The organism is Bradyrhizobium oropedii (assembly GCF_020889685.1).
GTDB classification, from domain to species: Bacteria; Pseudomonadota; Alphaproteobacteria; order Rhizobiales; family Xanthobacteraceae; genus Bradyrhizobium; species Bradyrhizobium oropedii.
Genome location: NZ_JACMYO010000064.1, coordinates 1 through 16,607, shown reverse-complemented (window position 1 = coordinate 16,607; position 16,607 = coordinate 1). Strand labels below are relative to the sequence as shown.

Annotated in this window: 16 protein-coding genes; 14 read left to right on the top strand and 2 right to left on the bottom strand. The window is 64.5% G+C overall.

Annotated elements, in window-relative coordinates; translation table 11 throughout:
- The first annotated feature begins 59 nt into the window (after positions 1-59).
- Both H8A95_RS19355 and H8A95_RS19350 read left to right on the top strand, forming a co-directional pair.
- The gene (locus H8A95_RS19355; protein ID WP_229184550.1) at positions 60-1,100 is read left to right on the top strand and encodes an alpha/beta fold hydrolase; all 1,041 of its coding nucleotides are present in this window, start codon (positions 60-62) and stop codon (positions 1,098-1,100) included.
- A gap of 14 nt (positions 1,101-1,114) precedes the next feature.
- Complete coding sequence (locus H8A95_RS19350; protein WP_229184529.1) at positions 1,115-1,990, top strand: PhzF family phenazine biosynthesis protein; 876 nt, start codon at positions 1,115-1,117, stop codon at positions 1,988-1,990.
- A gap of 51 nt (positions 1,991-2,041) precedes the next feature.
- Here H8A95_RS19350 and H8A95_RS19345 read toward each other — a convergent pair whose 3' ends face one another.
- The gene (locus H8A95_RS19345) at positions 2,042-2,554 is read right to left on the bottom strand and encodes a winged helix-turn-helix transcriptional regulator (RefSeq protein ID WP_163149608.1); all 513 of its coding nucleotides are present in this window, start codon (positions 2,552-2,554) and stop codon (positions 2,042-2,044) included.
- A 198-nt stretch (positions 2,555-2,752) separates the two neighbouring features.
- Here H8A95_RS19345 and H8A95_RS19340 point away from each other — a divergent pair, with 198 nt between their 5' ends.
- From H8A95_RS19340 to H8A95_RS19285, 12 genes are read left to right on the top strand one after another with little or no spacing between them, the layout of a single operon-like run.
- Entirely contained in the window at positions 2,753-3,391 is a 639-nt protein-coding gene (locus H8A95_RS19340; protein ID WP_229184528.1) for a 2-hydroxychromene-2-carboxylate isomerase, read from the top strand.
- Positions 3,392-3,444: 53 nt separating this feature from the next.
- Complete coding sequence (locus tag H8A95_RS19335; RefSeq protein ID WP_338027886.1) at positions 3,445-4,992, top strand: class I adenylate-forming enzyme family protein; 1,548 nt, start codon at positions 3,445-3,447, stop codon at positions 4,990-4,992.
- 51 nt (positions 4,993-5,043) lie between these two features.
- Complete coding sequence (locus tag H8A95_RS19330) at positions 5,044-5,781, top strand: SDR family oxidoreductase (RefSeq protein ID WP_229184527.1); 738 nt, start codon at positions 5,044-5,046, stop codon at positions 5,779-5,781.
- Positions 5,782-5,793: 12 nt separating this feature from the next.
- Entirely contained in the window at positions 5,794-6,975 is a 1,182-nt protein-coding gene (locus H8A95_RS19325) for an acyl-CoA dehydrogenase family protein (protein ID WP_229184526.1), read from the top strand.
- Between the two features lie 21 nt (positions 6,976-6,996).
- Positions 6,997-8,127 carry an acyl-CoA dehydrogenase family protein gene (locus H8A95_RS19320; protein WP_229184525.1) on the top strand — a complete coding sequence of 377 codons (1,131 nt, stop codon included), beginning with the start codon at positions 6,997-6,999 and terminating at the stop codon, positions 8,125-8,127.
- A 14-nt stretch (positions 8,128-8,141) separates the two neighbouring features.
- Positions 8,142-9,329 (top strand): acetyl-CoA C-acyltransferase, encoded by a 1,188-nt coding sequence (locus H8A95_RS19315; protein WP_229184524.1) that lies wholly within the window; start codon positions 8,142-8,144, stop codon positions 9,327-9,329.
- A gap of 21 nt (positions 9,330-9,350) precedes the next feature.
- Complete coding sequence (locus H8A95_RS19310; RefSeq protein ID WP_229184523.1) at positions 9,351-10,361, top strand: NAD(P)H-dependent flavin oxidoreductase; 1,011 nt, start codon at positions 9,351-9,353, stop codon at positions 10,359-10,361.
- Positions 10,362-10,370: 9 nt separating this feature from the next.
- Positions 10,371-11,144: an enoyl-CoA hydratase-related protein gene (locus H8A95_RS19305; protein WP_229184522.1), complete on the top strand. Its 774-nt coding sequence runs from the start codon at positions 10,371-10,373 to the stop codon at positions 11,142-11,144.
- 39 nt (positions 11,145-11,183) lie between these two features.
- Entirely contained in the window at positions 11,184-12,344 is a 1,161-nt protein-coding gene (locus H8A95_RS19300; RefSeq protein WP_229184521.1) for an iron-containing alcohol dehydrogenase, read from the top strand.
- Between the two features lie 25 nt (positions 12,345-12,369).
- On the top strand, positions 12,370-13,176 hold the full coding sequence (locus H8A95_RS19295) for a glutathione S-transferase family protein (protein WP_229184520.1): 807 nt from the start codon (positions 12,370-12,372) through the stop codon (positions 13,174-13,176).
- A 33-nt stretch (positions 13,177-13,209) separates the two neighbouring features.
- Positions 13,210-13,911, top strand: coding sequence for an SDR family NAD(P)-dependent oxidoreductase (locus H8A95_RS19290; RefSeq protein ID WP_229184519.1), 702 nt, complete (start codon positions 13,210-13,212; stop codon positions 13,909-13,911).
- Positions 13,912-13,965: 54 nt separating this feature from the next.
- The gene (locus H8A95_RS19285; protein WP_229184518.1) at positions 13,966-15,168 is read left to right on the top strand and encodes an ABC transporter substrate-binding protein; all 1,203 of its coding nucleotides are present in this window, start codon (positions 13,966-13,968) and stop codon (positions 15,166-15,168) included.
- Between the two features lie 28 nt (positions 15,169-15,196).
- Here the strand turns inward: H8A95_RS19285 and H8A95_RS19280 are convergent.
- On the bottom strand, positions 15,197-16,607 hold a 1,411-nt coding region (locus H8A95_RS19280), incomplete at its 5' end, for a glucosamine inositolphosphorylceramide transferase family protein (protein WP_229184517.1).

Genomic DNA, 16,607 nt, shown 5'->3' with positions numbered 1-16,607 from the left:
GCGCCCATTCGTTCGGCTACGGCATCACGAGATCATTCGTGATTGTTGGACCCGTCGAGATGCATCTGAAAGCACTATTTTTCGCCGTCGCCGCGACCGTAGCGCTCGGTGCGTCCAACGCATGGGCGCAATCGGCCGCCGAGCCCGCTTATGGGCCGGAATTGCAGGGCTTCGATTATCCCTATCCGGTCGAGCACTATCGCTTCAGCTCGCAGGGGCAGGAGCTCGACATGGCCTATCTCGACGTCAAGCCGGCGACGCCGAACGGCCAGACCGCGGTGCTGCTGCACGGCAAGAATTTCTGTGCCGCGACCTGGGACGGCACCATCAAGGCGCTCAGCGGCGCCGGTTACCGCGTGATCGCGCTGGATCAGATCGGCTTCTGCAAATCCTCCAAGCCGGAACGCTATCAATTCACCTTCCAGCAGCTCGCCGGCAACAGCCGCGCGCTGCTCGCCTCGCTCGGGATCGAGCATTCGATCATGGTCGGCCACTCGACCGGTGGGATGCTGGCGATGCGCTATGCGCTGATGTACCCGGACGCCACCGACCGCCTGGTGCTGGTCGATCCGATCGGGCTCGAGGACTGGAAGGCCAAGGGCGTGCCGTGGCTCAGCCTCGACGGCTGGATGCAGCGCGAGACCCGCGTCACCGCCGACAGCATCCGCGCCTATGAGCGCGCCACCTATTATGCCGACACCTGGGATCCGTCCTACGAGACCTGGGTGCAGATGCTGGCCGGCATGTATCGCGGGGAGGGCCGCGCCGCTGTGGCCTCGAGCTCGGCGTGGCTCTACGACATGATCGCGACCCAGCCGGTGTTCTACGAATTCGAGCAGATCAAGCCGCCGACCTTGCTGTTCGTCGGCGACAAGGACACCACCGCGATCGCCAAGGACACCGCGCCGCCGGAGATCCGCAAGACGCTCGGCAATTATCCGGTGCTGGGCAAGGAGGCAGTGGAGCGGATTCCGCATGCGCAGTTGATCGAATTCCCCGATCTCGGCCATTCGCCGCAAATCCAGGCGCCGGCGCGCTTCCACGCGGCGCTGCTCGGCTGGTTGCAGCATCCGGAAACCGGCGCGATGCTGGTCAAATAGGGGCCGATGACATCATGACGACAGCAGAACTGGTCAGCGTGTTCACGGTGGATGGGCAGGGCGGCAATCCCTGCCCGATCGTGGTCGATGCAAGCGGCATGAGCGCGTCCGATATGCAGGCCGTTGCACGCCGCCACGGTCACGAGTCCGGCTTCGTGTTGCCGGCGCAGAGTGACGATTTCGACGCCACGTTCCGCTTCTTCGTTCCGAACCACGAAATGGAAATGTGCGGCCACGCCACCATCGGTGCACTGTGGCTGCTTGCGCGTCAGGGGAAATTGCCCGGCGACACGATCCGGATTTCAACGCGCAGCGGTCCCGTCACCGGCTTCATCAGCCGTGATCGCAACGGCGAGCCGGGTGTCCAGATCACCCAGCCGGCCGGCAACACCGTTCCGCTCACCGATGCGCAACGCGACGATGTGCTGCAGGCGCTCGCGGTCAGGCCGGATGCGATCGGCGCCGCAAAGCCCTGCAATGCGGTCACGTCGCGGATCAAGACGCTGATTCCTATGCGCTCGCCCGAAGCGCTGAACGCGCTCGATCCCACAGCCGAGGATGTCGAAGCTGTCTGCGGCCGGATCGGATCGACCGGCCTCTATCCCTTCGCGGTGATCGACCGCGACGCTCGTCTGTTCGAGGCGCGGCAATTCCCGCGCTCGTCCGGATATCGGGAAGATGCCGCAACCGGCATTGCGGCCGCGGCACTGGCATTCGGCTTGCTCGACAACGGTCTGGTCGCTCCTGATGACGAGGAGATCCGAATCCTGCAAGGCAGGGCGATGGGGCGCCTCTCGGAAATTCGCGTCCGCATCGGCTTCGCCGGCGGCCGTCCTGTCGGTTGCCTGCTCGGCGGCAGTGTCGAATTGATGGCTGCGCCGTCACACTGAAATCAGCGGCTGTGAACCCGCCGCTCGAGGCGCCGGTCCTGCAAGGACAGTCTAGGCCGACTCCGCGCTTCTCTTGGTGCGCTCCCGCGCGCTGGCGTGCACCGGCGACGATCGCCGGGCGCCGGGGCCAGGATGCACGTGGACGTGCTTCGCGCTCAGCGGCTCGCCGCATTCCGAGCAGACCATGACAGGGTCGAACATCTTCCCGCAGGTCTTGTGTTCGTGCAGCAACGGCCGGCCGCGCGCGTCGACCATGTGGACGTTGCCCCAGTGCACGATCGACATGATGATCGGATAGAGATCGAGGCCCTTCTGGGTCAGGATGTACTCGTAGCGCTTCGGCGCCTCCTGATAGGGAATCTTGCGCAGCACGCCGAAGCGCACCAGCTTCTTCAGCCGGTCGGCGAGCAGATGCCGTGTGATGCCGAGCGATGCCTGGAAGTCATCGAACCTGCGGATGCGCAAGAAGCACTCGCGCAGGATCAAGAGGCTCCAGCGGTCGCCGATCACCGCGACCGTGCGGGCCAGCGAGCACGGCTCCTCCTCGAGGGTATCCCATTTCATCAGCGTCTCCTGCAGTCACGCAAATCAAATTCTAAAACAGAACTTACGTCATTTCAATAGGATGCCTGCAAATCGGCTGCAAGTCAGCCATTGGATGATAAATATCATATTGACAGTTCTAAAATAGAACTTATGGTCGCGGCCATGATCAACCCGGCCAGGCTGACGGCCGTTGCCAATCGAAGGGAAGGGCGTTCCATGGCTGCTCCGCTCAAAGTCGAATTCCATTTCGATTTCGGAAGTCCGAACGCCTATCTCGCCGAGCTCGCACTGCCGGATATCGAGAAGCGCACCGGCGTGAAGTTCGACTACATCCCGGTGCTGCTCGGCGGCGTCTACAAGGCGACCGGCAACATGTCGCCCGGCGAGTCGCTGCGCGGGATCAAGAACAAGCCGGAGTACAACGCGCTCGAAACCGAGCGCTTCCTGCGCCGCCACAACATCACGACGTTCAAGACGAACCCGTTCTTTCCGGTCAATACGCTGATGCTGATGCGCGGCGTCATCGCGGCCGATTTCGAGGGGTTGTTCGAGCCCTATTTCCGCGCCGCCTATCACCACATGTGGTCCGAGCCCAAGAAGATGGACGATCCGCAGGTGTTCCGTGAGGCGTTCCTGTCCTCCGGCCTCGATATCAACCGCATCATCGCCCGAGCCCAGCAGGATGACGTCAAGAAGAAGCTGATCGAGAACACCAGCGACGCGGTCGCGCGCGGCTCGTTCGGGTCGCCGACCTTCTACGTCGGCAGCGAGATCTTCTTCGGCAAGGACAAGGTGCGCGAGGTCGAGGAAGAGATCGTCGCGCAATTGGCCGCGGTGCGGCGCAAGACCGCCTGAGCGGGAAATTCCTCAACACAACAAGCCCAAAGGGCTGCGACAGGGAGGTTTCAGTGCAGGCGTCGACCCAGATTGTTGAAGGAAGTGTGGAAGGCTTGCCGAACCGCATCCATGAGGTGATGGATCACCACGTGGTGGCGACGCCGGATCATCCGGCGCTGGTCGACGACAAGATGCGGCTGAGCTACCGCGAGCTCGATGAGACGGTCGGCCGCGTCGCCGAGGCATTGCAGGCGCTGGGCATCCGCGCCGGCGACCGCATGATGATCGTGAGCGAGAATTCGATTCCGTTGGCCTGCCTGCTGCTGGCGGCGAGCCGGCTCGATGTCTGGTCGATCGTGGTCAACCCGCGGCTGTCGCTGCGCGAGCTGGATCAGATCAGGGATCACAGCGGCGCCCGCCGCGTGTTGCTCACCGCTGACGTCTCGCAGGAGGCGGCTACCCATGCCGCGCGCTACGAAGCTGCCGTGCAGGACGTCGGCCCGCTTCGCGGCATCGCCGTCACCGGCCTGAACCTGGCAACCGTGGCCGAGCCGGTCGAGGCCGACGGCGCCAACCAGGTCGCGGTTCTGATCTACACGTCCGGCACCACGGGCGCGCCGAAAGGCGTGATGCTGACCCATCGCAATCTGCTGTTCAGCGCCCGGGGCACCGCGGGCTTCCGCAAGATGTCGGCCGATGACGTGCAGTATTGCGTGCTGCCGATCTCGCATATCGTCGGCATCTCGCTGCTGACGATGACCTTGATGGTCGGCGCAACCGTGCGTCTGGTGGCCAAATACGATCCGGCCGCGCTGGTCAAGGCGATGGCCGAGGAAGGCATCACGATCCTCAATGGTGTGCCGGCCACCTATCAGCGCCTACTCGAATACCGCCGCAATGCCGGCCTGCCGAGGCTCGATCGCGGCCGGTTGCGCGTGATCTCGGTGGCCGGCGCGCCGCTCGATCTCGATCTCAAATCCCGGGTGGAGCAGGAACTCGGCCTGCCGCTGCTCAACGGCTACGGCATCACCGAATGCTCGCCGGGAATCTCGGGCGTCCGGCCCGACAATCCGCGGGCCGACCACGCGGTCGGCACCGTCATGGCGGGCATCGAGGCGCGACTGGTTGGCCGCGACCTCAAGCCGGTTGCATCAGGCGAAGTCGGTGAACTCCACGTCCGCGGCCCCAACGTGATGCGCGGCTATTACCGTGCGCCGGATCTGACCGCCAAGGCGATCGATCCCGACGGCTGGTTCAACACCGGCGATCTGGCCCGCTTCGAGAATGACGCCCTCTACATTGTGGGGCGCACCAAGGAGATGATCATCCGCTCCGGGTTCAATGTCTATCCGGCCGAGATCGAGGCCGTGCTGAGCACGCACGACGCCGTGGTGCAGTGCGCCGTGGTCGGCCGGTCGGTCGAGGGCAATGAGGAGGTCGTCGCCTTCGTGCAGCTGATCAAGGGCTCGACGGCGACGGTGCAGGACCTGATGGCCCATGTTGCTCCGCAACTGACCTCGTACAAGCGTCCGTCGGAGATTATCCTCATGGACGCGCTGCCCGCGACATCGACGGGCAAGCTTCTGAAGCACAAGCTGGCGGAGTCGCTGCGCAGCTGAGGCTGAGCCGTCGCCGCAAGCCAGTTCACTCGAACAAGACCGGAGTACACCATGCAGAAGAGAAACAAGACGGTGGCCGTCATTGGTGCCGGTGATTTCATCGGTGGCGAGATCGCCAAGAAGTTCGCCTCCGAGGGCTTTACGGTCTTTGCCGGCCGCCGCAACGGCGACAAGCTCGCGCCGCTGGTCAAGGAGATCGAAGCCGCCGGCGGCGAAATCCATGCGCGCTCGCTCGATGCGCGCAAGGAGGAGGAGATCACTGCGTTCCTCAACGACGCCGACAAGCACGCGCCGCTGGAGGTCTGCATCTTCAATATCGGCGCCAACGTCAATTTCCCGATTCTCGAGACCACCGAGCGCGTGTTCCGCAAGGTCTGGGAGATGGCCTGCTACTCCGGCTTCCTGGCCGGACGCGAAGCGGCGCGGTTGATGACGGCACGCGGCGAGGGCAACATCTTCTTCACCGGCGCAACCGCGTCGTTGCGTGGCGGCAGCGGCTATGCGGCCTTTGCCAGCGCCAAGTTCGGCCTGCGCGCGGTGGCGCAGGCAATGGCGCGCGAGCTCGGGCCGAAGAACATCCATGTCGCGCATCTGATTATCGACTCCGGCGTCGACACCGAATGGGTGCGGCAACGCCGCATCGAGGCGCTCGGCCCGAACGCGCTCGACGATCCCGATCTGCTGATGCCGCCGGCCTCGGTCGCTGCGTCATACTGGCAACTCTACCAGCAGCCGAAGAGCGCCTGGACCTTCGAGCTGGAAATCCGGCCCTTCGGCGAGAAGTGGTAGGGAGCATCGGAAATGGAGCTCGCGCTATCCCCTGACGATGCGGCGTTTCGCGACGAGGTTCGCGCGTTCATCAAGGACAAATATCCGGAGGAGATGCGCGTCGCCAATCCGGAGACCGATCTCTCCAAGGAGCAGATGCTGCTGTGGCATCGCATCCTGCACAACAAGGGCTGGATCGCGCCGCTCTGGCCGAAGCAATATGGCGGGCCCGGCTGGTCGATCACCCGCCGCTTCATCTTTGAGCAGGAGACGACGCGCGCCGGCACGATGCCGCCATTGGCGTTCAGCGTCACCATGGTCGGGCCGGTGATCTACACCTTCGGCAACGACGCGCAGAAGCAGAAGTTCTTGCCGCGCATCCTCTCCGGCGAGGACTGGTGGTGCCAGGGCTATTCGGAGCCGGGCTCCGGCTCCGACCTCGCCACCGTTCGCACCAAGGCGGTGCGCGACGGCGACCACTACATCGTCAACGGTCACAAGACCTGGACCACGCTGGCGCAGCATGCCGACTGGATATTCTGCCTGGTCCGCACCGATCCCACGGCCAAGCCGCAGTCCGGCATCTCGTTCCTCTTGATCGACATGAAGTCGCCGGGCGTCACCGTGCGCCCGATCATCACCATCGACGGCTCGCACGAGGTCAACGACGTCTTCCTGGAGGATGTCCGCGTCCCTGCCGAGAACCTGATCGGCGAAGAGAGCAAGGGCTGGACCTACGCCAAGTTCCTGCTCGGCAATGAACGCACCAGCATGGCCGGCATCGGCCGCTCCACGCGCTATATCAGCCGGTTGAAAAAGATCGTGAAGGCCGAGATCCCGGAAGACGATCCGGCCCATCTCGAATTCATCAGGGACATCGCCCGTGTCGAGCTCGACGTGCTGGCGCTGGAGGCAACGGAGTTGCGCGTCGTCGCCCAGATGGCGCGCGGCATCGACCCCGGACCTGCGGCGTCATTGTTCAAGATTCGCGGCACCGAGATCTTCCAGAACATTACCGAGCTGACGCATCGGGCGATCGGCAATTACGGGCTTGCGATCCGCGAGCATCCGATCAGCGCCAACCACTTCATGCCGGGCCCGGACTACGGCCACACGGCGTCGGAGAAATATCTGAACTCGCGCAAGCTCTCGATCTACGGCGGATCGAACGAGATCCAGCGCAACATCATCGCGAAAGCGGTGCTTGGTCTTTAGCTACAAGGCAACGAGGATCCGATGGATATCCAGTTCACGGAAGAGCAGGAATTGTTGCGGTCCAGCGTACAGCGGCTGCTGCGGGATCAATATGATTTCGACGCCCGTCGCAAGATCGTTGCGAGCGAGGACGGCATTGGCCGCGAGCAATGGGCCGCTTTTGCGGAGCTCGGCCTGCTGGCCGCGCCGTTTTCGGAAGCAGTCGGCGGGCTCGGCGGTGGGCCGCTGTCGACCATGATCATCATGCAGGAGTTCGGCCGGCATCTCGTCGTGGAGCCGTTCGTCGAGACGGTCGTGGTTGCCGGCGGCCTGGTCGAGCAGGTTGGGTCTGACGCGCAGAAGCGGGCCTTCATTGCCGACATCATCGCAGGGTCAAAGCTCTGGGCGCTGGCCTGGACCGAGAAGGGCTCGCGGTTCGATCTCGCGACGGTCACCACCACGGCGCGCCGGGACGGCGACGGCTATGTGCTGACCGGCGAGAAGACGGCTGTGATGGCCGCGCCGTGGGCGGATTACCTGATCGTCTCCGCGCGGACCTCGGGCCATCGCCACGATCGTGGCGGCGTCAGCCTGTTCGTGGTCGATCGCCGTGCCGCCAATCTCGATCTGCAAAGCTTCGGGACCATCGATGGTCGCCGGGCGGCCGAGATCAGCCTGCGCGGCGTGCGCGGGGAATTGCTCGGCAAGGAAGGCGAGGGCGTCAAAGCGCTGGAAGCCTGTCGCAACCACGCGATCGGCGCGCTCTGCGCCGAGGCGGTCGGCGCGATCGGCGAGTTGAACGCCGCGACGCTGGACTATTCCAAGACGCGCAAGCAGTTCGGCGTCACGATCGGTAGCTTCCAGGTGCTGCAGCACCGGATGGTCGACATGTTCATCGCGCATCAGGAGACGCTGTCCCTGATGCAGCATCTCAGCCTCAGTCTCAGGGACGACGAGGCCGGCGTCTCCCGGTTGGCTTCAGGCGCCAAATCCAAGATCGGCTATGCCGGCAAGTTCGTCGCGGACCAGGCCGTGCAGCTGCATGGTGGCATGGGCATGACCGACGAGCTCAATGTCGGCCATTACTTCAAGCGGATTTCCTCCATCAACATCCAGTTCGGCGATCCCGCCTACCACGTGCTGCGCTATGCCCAGCTCGATGCGGCCGCCTAATCAGAGAGGCAAGCATGTCGTCACCCGAAGCAGTCATCGTTTCCACCGCGCGCACCGGCGTCGGCAAGGCCTATCGCGGCGCGCTCAACAACACCGACGGCCCGACCTTGGCCGGCCACGTCATGGCCGAGGCGGTCAAGCGCGCCGGCATCGCGCCCGGCGAGGTCGAGGACGTGGTGATGGGCTGCGCGATGCAGCAGGGCACCATGGTGATGAACGCCGCGCGCAAGGGCGCGATCCGCGCCGGATTGCCTGTCACCGTCGCCGGCACCACCATCGACCGGCAATGTGCTTCCGGGCTTCAGGCGATCGCGGTCGCGGCACGCTCGGTGATATCAGATGGCGTCGAGATCGCGATCGGCGGCGGTATCGAGTCGATCAGCCTGGTGCAGAACGAGCACATGAACAGGTTCCATGCCGTCGACGACGAACTGATGGCGATGAAGCCCGAGATGTACATGTCGATGCTGGAGACGGCCGAGGTCGTCGCCGAGCGTTACGGCATCGGCCGCGACAAGCAGGATGAGTACAGCCTCGAATGCCAGCGCCGGGTCGGCGCCGCGCTGCAGGGCGGCCGCTTCAACGACGAGATCATTCCGATCACGACCAGGATGGCCGTGGTCAACAAGGACACCAAGGAAGTCAGCTTCCAACAGGTGACCTTGACCAAGGATGAAGGCCCGCGGCCGGACACCACGGCGGATGGACTGGCCAAGATCAAGCCGGTGTTCGAAGGCAAGACCATCAGCGCCGGTAATGCCAGCCAGCTCTCGGATGGCGCCTCGGCCTGCGTCATCATGAGCGACAAGATCGCCGCGCAGAAGGGGCCGAAGCCGCTCGGCATCTTCCGCGGCTTTGTTGCCGCCGGCGTCGAACCCGACGAGATGGGCGTCGGCCCGGTCGCGGCGATCCCGCGGCTGCTGAAGCGGCATAATCTGAAGATCGACGACATCGATCTCTGGGAGCTCAACGAAGCCTATGCGGTGCAGGTGATCTATTGCCGCGACAAGCTCGGCATCGACCCGGACAAGCTCAACGTCAACGGCGGTTCGATCGCGATCGGCCATCCCTACGGCATGACCGGCGCGCGGCTCACCGGCCACCTGCTGATCGAAGGCCGACGGCGCAAGGCGAAATACGGCGTGGTGACCATGTGCATCGGCGGCATGGGTGCGGCGGGCCTGTTCGAAATCATCAACTGATCGGCAACGCGGGAGAGACTTGTGAAGACAGCAATCACTGAATTGTTCGGCATCCAGCATCCGATCATCCAGGGCGGCATGCATTATGTCGGCTTCGCCGAGATGGCGGCGGCGGTGTCCAACGCCGGCGGCCTCGGCATCATCACCGGCCTGACCCAGCGGACGCCGGAGTTGCTGGCGAAAGAGATCGCGCGTTGCCGCGACATGACCGACAAGCCGATCGGCGTGAACCTCACCTTCCTGCCGAGCTTCACCGCGCCGCCCTATCCGGAATACATTGCGGCGATCCGCGAGGGCGGCGTCAAGGCGGTGGAGACCGCGGGCCGCAGCCCGGAACAGTACATGCCGGCGCTGAAGGCCGCGGGCATCAAGGTGATCCACAAATGCACCTCGGTGCGGCATTCGCTGAAGGCCGAGAAGATCGGTTGCGACGCGGTCAGCGTCGACGGCTTCGAGTGCGGCGGCCATCCCGGCGAGGACGACATCCCGAACATGATCCTGCTGCCGCGCGCGGCGGACGAGCTGAAGATCCCGTTCGTCGCCTCCGGCGGTATGGCGGACGCGCGCAGCCTCGTCGCGGCGCTGTCGATGGGCGCCGCCGGCATGAACATGGGCACGCGCTTCATCGCGACCAAGGAAGCGCCGGTTCATCCCAATGTGAAGCAGGCACTGCTCGACGCCGACGAGCTCGACACCCGCCTCGTGATGCGCGCGCTGCGCAACACCGAGCGGGTGCTGAAGAACAAGGGTGTCGATGAGCTGCTCGAGATCGAGCGCGAGAAGGGCGGCAAGCTGAAGATCGAGGACATCCACGAGCAGGTCGCCGGCGTCTACCCGAAGGTGATGATCGACGGCGAGATGGATGCCGGTGCCTGGAGCTGCGGCATGGTGGTCGGCCTGATCAACGACATCCCGACGGTCAAGGAGCTGATCGACCGCATCATGGCCGAGGCCGAGCAGATCATCCGGCAGCGGCTGACCGGCTTTCTCGACGGCAAATTCGAAAACAGGCCGGCCCGCGCGGTCGCTTAGGAGATTGCCATGACCGAGCATGTCAAAGTCGAAATCGCCGCCGGCGTCATGACGCTGACCTTGCAGCGGCCCGAGAAGAAGAATGCGCTGACCGGCGCCATGTATGACGCCATGTCGCGTGCGCTGAAGCAGGCCGAGGCGGATCCATCCGTCCGGGTGATCCTGTTCCAGGGCGACGGCGACAGCTTCACCGCGGGCAACGATCTGGCCGATTTCGCCAGCCAGGCGCGCGGCGAAAGCGCGGTGGATAGTCCCGCCCATCGCTTCATCGAGACCATCAGCAAGGCCGGCAAGCCGCTGGTCGCGGCCGTGCAGGGCAATGCGGTCGGCGTCGGCACCACGATGCTGCTGCATTGCGATTTGGTCTATCTCGCCGAGAACGCCCGGCTGATCACGCCGTTCGTCAATCTCGCGCTGGTGCCGGAGGCAGCGTCGAGCTGGCTGCTTCCCTTAAGGATCGGGCATGCGCGCGCCTATGCGATGTTCGCGCTCGGTGAGCCGATGGATGCGCCGGGCGCGCTGGCATCCGGTCTCGCCAATGCCGTGGTGCCGCAGGCCGATCTCCGCAAGAAGGCGCATGACGCGGCGGTCGCGCTGACCAGGCGGCCGGCGGGTTCACTCGGCCTGACCAAGCAGCTGATGCGCGAGCAGGAGCGCATCGCGGCGCAGATCGCCGCGGAGGGCGTGCTGTTCAAGGAGCGGCTGACGACGCCCGAGGCGCGCGAGGCCTTCGCCGCCTTCGCCGAACGGCGTCCGCCTGATTTCACCAAACTGTCGGCCTGAAGCCGCCAGGAGTTCGCGGAAACATCAAGGGAGTGAAGCATGCACGTCGTCGGCAGCCATCAATACCCCGCCATGGAATCCGTGATCTACGGCAAGCCTGCGGCCGAAGCGCTGCGCGAGGAGGCCGAACGGCTGGGCGCGAAACGCGTCTATCTGATCGCAAGCCGGACGCTGAACACCATGACCGACGAGATCGAGAAGATCCGCAAAGCGCTCGGCGATCGCCATGCCGCGACCTTCGACGGCGTGCCGCAGCACACGACCAGGGACGCGGTGACACAGATCGCGCGGCATGCGACGGAGGCCAAGGCCGACCTCGTCGTCGCCATCGGCGGGGGCTCGGTGGTCGATGCGGCGAAGATCGTGTTGATGTGCATCGAGCACGAGATCTTCGAGCCGGCGGGGCTCGATGGTTTCGAGACCACGCCGGACCGTCGCTTCGGTCCGTTCCGCAACCCAAAAGTCCGGATGATCGCGATCCCCAGCACCCTTTCGGGCGGCGAGTACAATTCCGGCGCGCTGGTCACCGACACCGGCCGCAAGCTGAAGCAGATATTCAACCACCCGATGATGATGCCGCGCAGCATCATCCTCGATCCCGCGATCACCAAATACACGCCCGAGAAGTTGTGGCTCGGCTCCGGCACGCGCGCGATGGATCACGGCATCGAGGCGATCTGCTCCAGCCGGCCCAACGTGCTGGTCGACGCGGTGTGCCAACAGGGGCTGCGCTATCTGCACGACGGCCTGCTGCGCACCAAGAATAATCCCGACGACGAGGCCGCGCGGCTGAGCTGCCAGCTCGGTTCCTGGCTGTCGGCGTTCGGATTGCAGTCGCGGGTGCCGATGGGCGCAAGCCACGCCATCGGCCATGTGCTCGGCGGCACTTGCGACGTCCCCCATTACTTCTGCACGGCGGTGATGATGCCGAGCGTGCTGCGCTACAACCGCCCCGCGACGGAAGCCGCCCAGCAATCGATCGCGGCCGCGCTCGGCGCGCCGGGCCGCGACGCCGGCGAGGCGTTTGCGGCGTTCATCGCAGAGCTCGGCCTGCCGCGGCGGCTTGCCGATGTCGGTGTCGGCGAGGACCGTTTCGAGCTGATCGGCAAGAACGCCATGCTGTCGATCTTCACGCGCGCCAACCCGCAGCCGATCCGTGAACCCGGTGACGTCGTCAAGATCCTGAAGCTGGCAGCCTGACGCAACAGCACCCGGAGCAGCCACAATGGCCGCCTTGCGTATATTCTCTTATCTGCCGAACCCGCGCGTGTGGAAGGCGACCATCGCGGCGCGGTTCTGCGGCGTCGACGTCGAGGTCCGAGGCGCCTCCGGCAAGGAATTGCGCGACTGGCTGTGGGATTACGATGCCCATCCCTTGACGGAGCAGGAACGTACCGCGCTGTCGTCGCTGGCGCGAACCGGCCGGGTTGGGCTGACCGGCGCGCAGCTGTTCAAGACCGATGCGTTCATGGCGGCGCAGCCGTTCGGCAACGTGCCGGCCGCGTTCGGTGCCGACGGCAAGGTCGGGATATTCGAATCCAATAGCATCATGCGGGCAGTGGCGCGGCTCGGCGAGGCGAAGTTTCCGCTCTATGGGCACGACGCCTATGAGGCGTCGAGGATCGACAGCTTTCTCGATGTCAGCCTGGTGTTTGCGCGGGACTCGCAGATCTATCTGCTTGCGCTGTCGGGCGGCACGGTCGACGCGGCCATCCATGCCCGCGCCAAGGACGCGTTCGCGATCTATGCCTCCGGGATCGAGCAGGCACTGTCGCCGCGACGGGAGACGTTGGTCGGCAACAGAATCTCGATTGCCGACATCTGCTTTGCCGCCGAGCTCGCGCTGTTCATGAATGAGCATGCGCGGACCGAGCAACTGGGCAAGCAGGGGTTGGAGAAAATCCTGCATGAGGGCGTAAGGGACGAATATCCGCTGATGTTTGCTCACTTCGCCCGGCTGGTCGAGCAGGAGCATTTTGCGCCGGACCTCAAACCATACGTCGAGAAGCTGCTGTCGAAGGCGGTCGCCTGAAAGGCGCTGACCGCAACGCGGAGGAGTGATCGCATGACCGCACCCGTCTGTCTGATATCCGGCGTTGGGCCCGGCACCGGTTCGGCGCTCGCCAGGAGGTTCGCCGAAGGCGGTTATCGGGTCGCACTTCTCGCCAGGAACGAGGAGCGTCTCGCCGCGCTCGAGAAGCAGTTGCCGGGCGCCAGGGCCTATCGATGCGATGTGTCGGATGCCGCGCAGGTCGAGGCGGTGGCCTCGGCCGTGGAGCGCGATCTCGGCAACCCCGGCGTCGTGATCCACAACGCCGTCGGCGGCGCGTTCGGCACCTTCCGCGAGATCGATCCGGAGATTCTCAATCGCAATTTCCAGGTCAACACGATGGGCCTGTTGTACCTGGCACGGCGGTTTGCGCCTGCGATGATCGCTGCGGGCAAGGGCGCCATCGTCGCGACCGGCAACACCTCGGCATTGCGCGGCAAGGCCGGTTTCGCGGGGTTCGCGCCGACCAAGGCGGCGCAGCGGATTTTGGCGGAAGCGATGGCACGTGATTTGGGACCGCAAGGTGTTCACGTCGCCTATCTCTTGATCGATGCGGTGATCGACCTGGAATGGACCCGGAAGCGCTGGCCGGAGCGGCCGGACGACTTCTTCATCAAGCCGCGGGCGATCGCGGACGAGGTCTGGCACGTCGCCCATCAGGATCGCAGCGCGTGGTCGTTCAACGTCGAGATCAGGCCGTTCGGCGAGGCCTGGTAGGCGGCACGGCACTCGTGAGAGCAATTTCAATTCATAAGAGTTCAGGGGAGTTTCATGTTCTTGAAGACGTTTGCCGTGTCCATTGCCGTGCTCGTGGCCTTTGCCGCCACTCCAATTCGGGCCGAAACGCCGGGCGTGACGGAGTCGGAAATCAAGGTCGGCGCTACCTTCCCGTTCAGTGGTCCGGCATCCCCGCTCAGCAATACCGGCAAGGGCCTGATCGCCTATGTGCATTCCGTCAATGACCGCGGTGGCATCAACGGCCGCAAGATCAACCTCATCACCTATGACGATGCCTATACGCCGCCGAAAGCGGTGGAGCAGACCCGCAAGCTGATCGAGAGCGACGAGGTGGCGTTCCTGTTCAGTCCGCTCGGCACGCCCGGGATCGGCGCGACCATCAAATACGTGACCGCGAAGAAGGTGCCGCATCTGCTTGTCGTGAGCGGGGCGACCAAGTTTGCCAACTTCTCCGAGTTTCCGCTGACCACCACGGGATTGCCGAGCTACAACACCGAGGGAAAAATCTACGCCAGATACATCACCCAGACGGCCCCCGATGCGAAGATCGCGATCCTCTACCAGAACGACGATCTCGGCCGCGATTTCGTCGCTGCGTTCAAGGAAACGCTGAAGGCCGATTTCGACAAGAAGGTGGTGACGTCTCCCTATGAGGTCACCGAGCCCACCATCGAATCCCGCGTGGTCACGCTGAAGGCGTCGGGCGCCCAGGCATTCCTGATCGCCGGCACGCCGAAATTCGCGGCACAGGCGATCAAGAAGGCGAACGAGATCGGCTGGACCCCGCTCACCATCGTCAATTACGTGTCGAGCTCGGTCTCCTCGACCATCGTGCCGGCCGGCGTCGACAAGGCGGTGGGTGTCGTGGTGGCGACCATCGCGAAGGATCCGAACGACAAGAAATGGGCCGACGATCCCGGTATCAAATGGTATCGGGCGCATTTCGAGAAGTATCTTCCGGGCTCCGATATCGGCGACAGCAACTATCTGTTCGGCACCCAGCAGGGCCAGATCCTGGAGCAGGTGCTGAAACAATGCGGCGACGACCTGTCGCGCGAGAACATCGTCAAGCAGGCACGTAACATCAAGGGGCTGGTGCTGCCGACCCTGATGCCGGGCATCACCATCAACACAGGTCCCGACAACAGCATGGCGTACACGCAGCTCCAGCTGCAACGCTGGACCGGAAGCTCTTGGGAGCAGTTCGGCGGCGTGCTGGGCGCCGAGGCGAACTGAGCCGCGAGGTCGAGGGTGACGAAGCGCGCTAGCGGAGCCGTCGCGCGATCGGCTTCGCCAGCGCGCTATGCCAATCCGATTGCGACGGGCGGTCGCTCGACCGGAGGCTCGCCAGCAAGGCCGCGGTCTTGGGCTGAACCCGCGAGCCGTCGATCACCTCGAGCTGGCCGCACCGGTTGAGCGTGTGCAGCTTGCGTCCGGTCCACAGCGGTCCGGGTTTGAGCAGGTGTCGAACCGCCTGCCGGTAGGTCGTCGGCGACAGTTCGAGCACTTCCGCAAGTCCGAGCGCCGCGCCGTATCCGTTGGTGCAATCCTGCACCGGCCGCCACAGCCTTCCGTCGACGGTCACGAAATTTCCAGCCGGTCGGGCCGTTGCGCGATCCATCAGGACCGGATTGCTGGCATGCGGCTGCCAGGGGCCAAGCAGCCGCTCGGCGTAGTAGATCGCCAGCGTGTCCGAATATCCGCCGGTGCCGTCACGCCAGGCGCCGAACATGTAATAGAGGCCGTCGTGCTGCGTGATCGTCACGTCGGCAAGTTCGAGCCCGGACAGCAGCGTTGCGTGCCGCTCCCATTTGTCCGGAAAGCGGATGCATTTGTAGAGCGGAACGTCCCGATGCGCGGTGCTTTCCGGGATCATCCAGAGTTCGCCATCGTTCTCGATCAGGAACGGGTAGGACAGGTGCCAGGGCTCTTCCAGCACGGGCAGCACCTTGCCGACCGGTCCGTTGCCGTCGAATTCGATCGCGGAGATGATGCCCTTGCCGATCCGGTGGTCGAGGTCTTCGAAGAAGACGAACGTCCTGCCTTGCCATGTCACCGGGAAGGGATCGGCATAGAAGCGGTTGCCGGGATCGCCGAGCACGTTCCAGGCCGGTCCGGACAGGTCACCGGTGCGCCAGACATCCGCGTTCTCGGCGTAGCGCCAGCCGACATGCCAATGCGGCGCGTAGCAGCACAGGCGATAGATTTCCTTCGCGATCGAAGTCGCCACGCCACGCACGACAAAGGGCGTGGGATTTGGCGCTGCGCCGCTGTTCGCCGGAGCAGCCAATTGCGGCACCAGCCGTGGAGCCCCTGACAGAATTGGCGTCAGCATGGAGAGCGTGCGCGCCATGACTGCTTCGAGCCCGCCACTCAGGCCGGCTGCGATTTCCGCGGAAGGATGGCCGCGGTCCATGATCGTGCCATCGAGTTCATTGACGATTTCGATCACCGGCAGGTCACCGGCGAGAACGGCCGCTAGTGCGGCATTTTCTCCCGCGCATCCGTTGAATCGCGGACGGAGGTAGAGCTTGGCGGAGCAGTTCGGATCCCGCGCGGCACTGGTGAAGTCGACCACCACGTCGGGGCTGCCTGCGCGCGGCCGCTCCGGGATCGTCTTCAGCCTGTCGGCGCCGCCGGCCTTGCCCTTGCGCAGGACGATGCGTTCGAGCTCG

Coding starts and splice junctions, on each gene's coding strand:
- H8A95_RS19355 (WP_229184550.1), top strand. CDS start 60: ATGCATCTGAAAGCACTATTTTTCGCCGTCGCCGCGACCGTAGCGCTC.
- H8A95_RS19350 (WP_229184529.1), top strand. CDS start 1,115: ATGACGACAGCAGAACTGGTCAGCGTGTTCACGGTGGATGGGCAGGGC.
- H8A95_RS19345 (WP_163149608.1), bottom strand. CDS start 2,554: ATGAAATGGGATACCCTCGAGGAGGAGCCGTGCTCGCTGGCCCGCACG.
- H8A95_RS19340 (WP_229184528.1), top strand. CDS start 2,753: ATGGCTGCTCCGCTCAAAGTCGAATTCCATTTCGATTTCGGAAGTCCG.
- H8A95_RS19330 (WP_229184527.1), top strand. CDS start 5,044: ATGCAGAAGAGAAACAAGACGGTGGCCGTCATTGGTGCCGGTGATTTC.
- H8A95_RS19325 (WP_229184526.1), top strand. CDS start 5,794: ATGGAGCTCGCGCTATCCCCTGACGATGCGGCGTTTCGCGACGAGGTT.
- H8A95_RS19320 (WP_229184525.1), top strand. CDS start 6,997: ATGGATATCCAGTTCACGGAAGAGCAGGAATTGTTGCGGTCCAGCGTA.
- H8A95_RS19315 (WP_229184524.1), top strand. CDS start 8,142: ATGTCGTCACCCGAAGCAGTCATCGTTTCCACCGCGCGCACCGGCGTC.
- H8A95_RS19305 (WP_229184522.1), top strand. CDS start 10,371: ATGACCGAGCATGTCAAAGTCGAAATCGCCGCCGGCGTCATGACGCTG.
- H8A95_RS19300 (WP_229184521.1), top strand. CDS start 11,184: ATGCACGTCGTCGGCAGCCATCAATACCCCGCCATGGAATCCGTGATC.
- H8A95_RS19295 (WP_229184520.1), top strand. CDS start 12,370: ATGGCCGCCTTGCGTATATTCTCTTATCTGCCGAACCCGCGCGTGTGG.
- H8A95_RS19290 (WP_229184519.1), top strand. CDS start 13,210: ATGACCGCACCCGTCTGTCTGATATCCGGCGTTGGGCCCGGCACCGGT.
- H8A95_RS19285 (WP_229184518.1), top strand. CDS start 13,966: ATGTTCTTGAAGACGTTTGCCGTGTCCATTGCCGTGCTCGTGGCCTTT.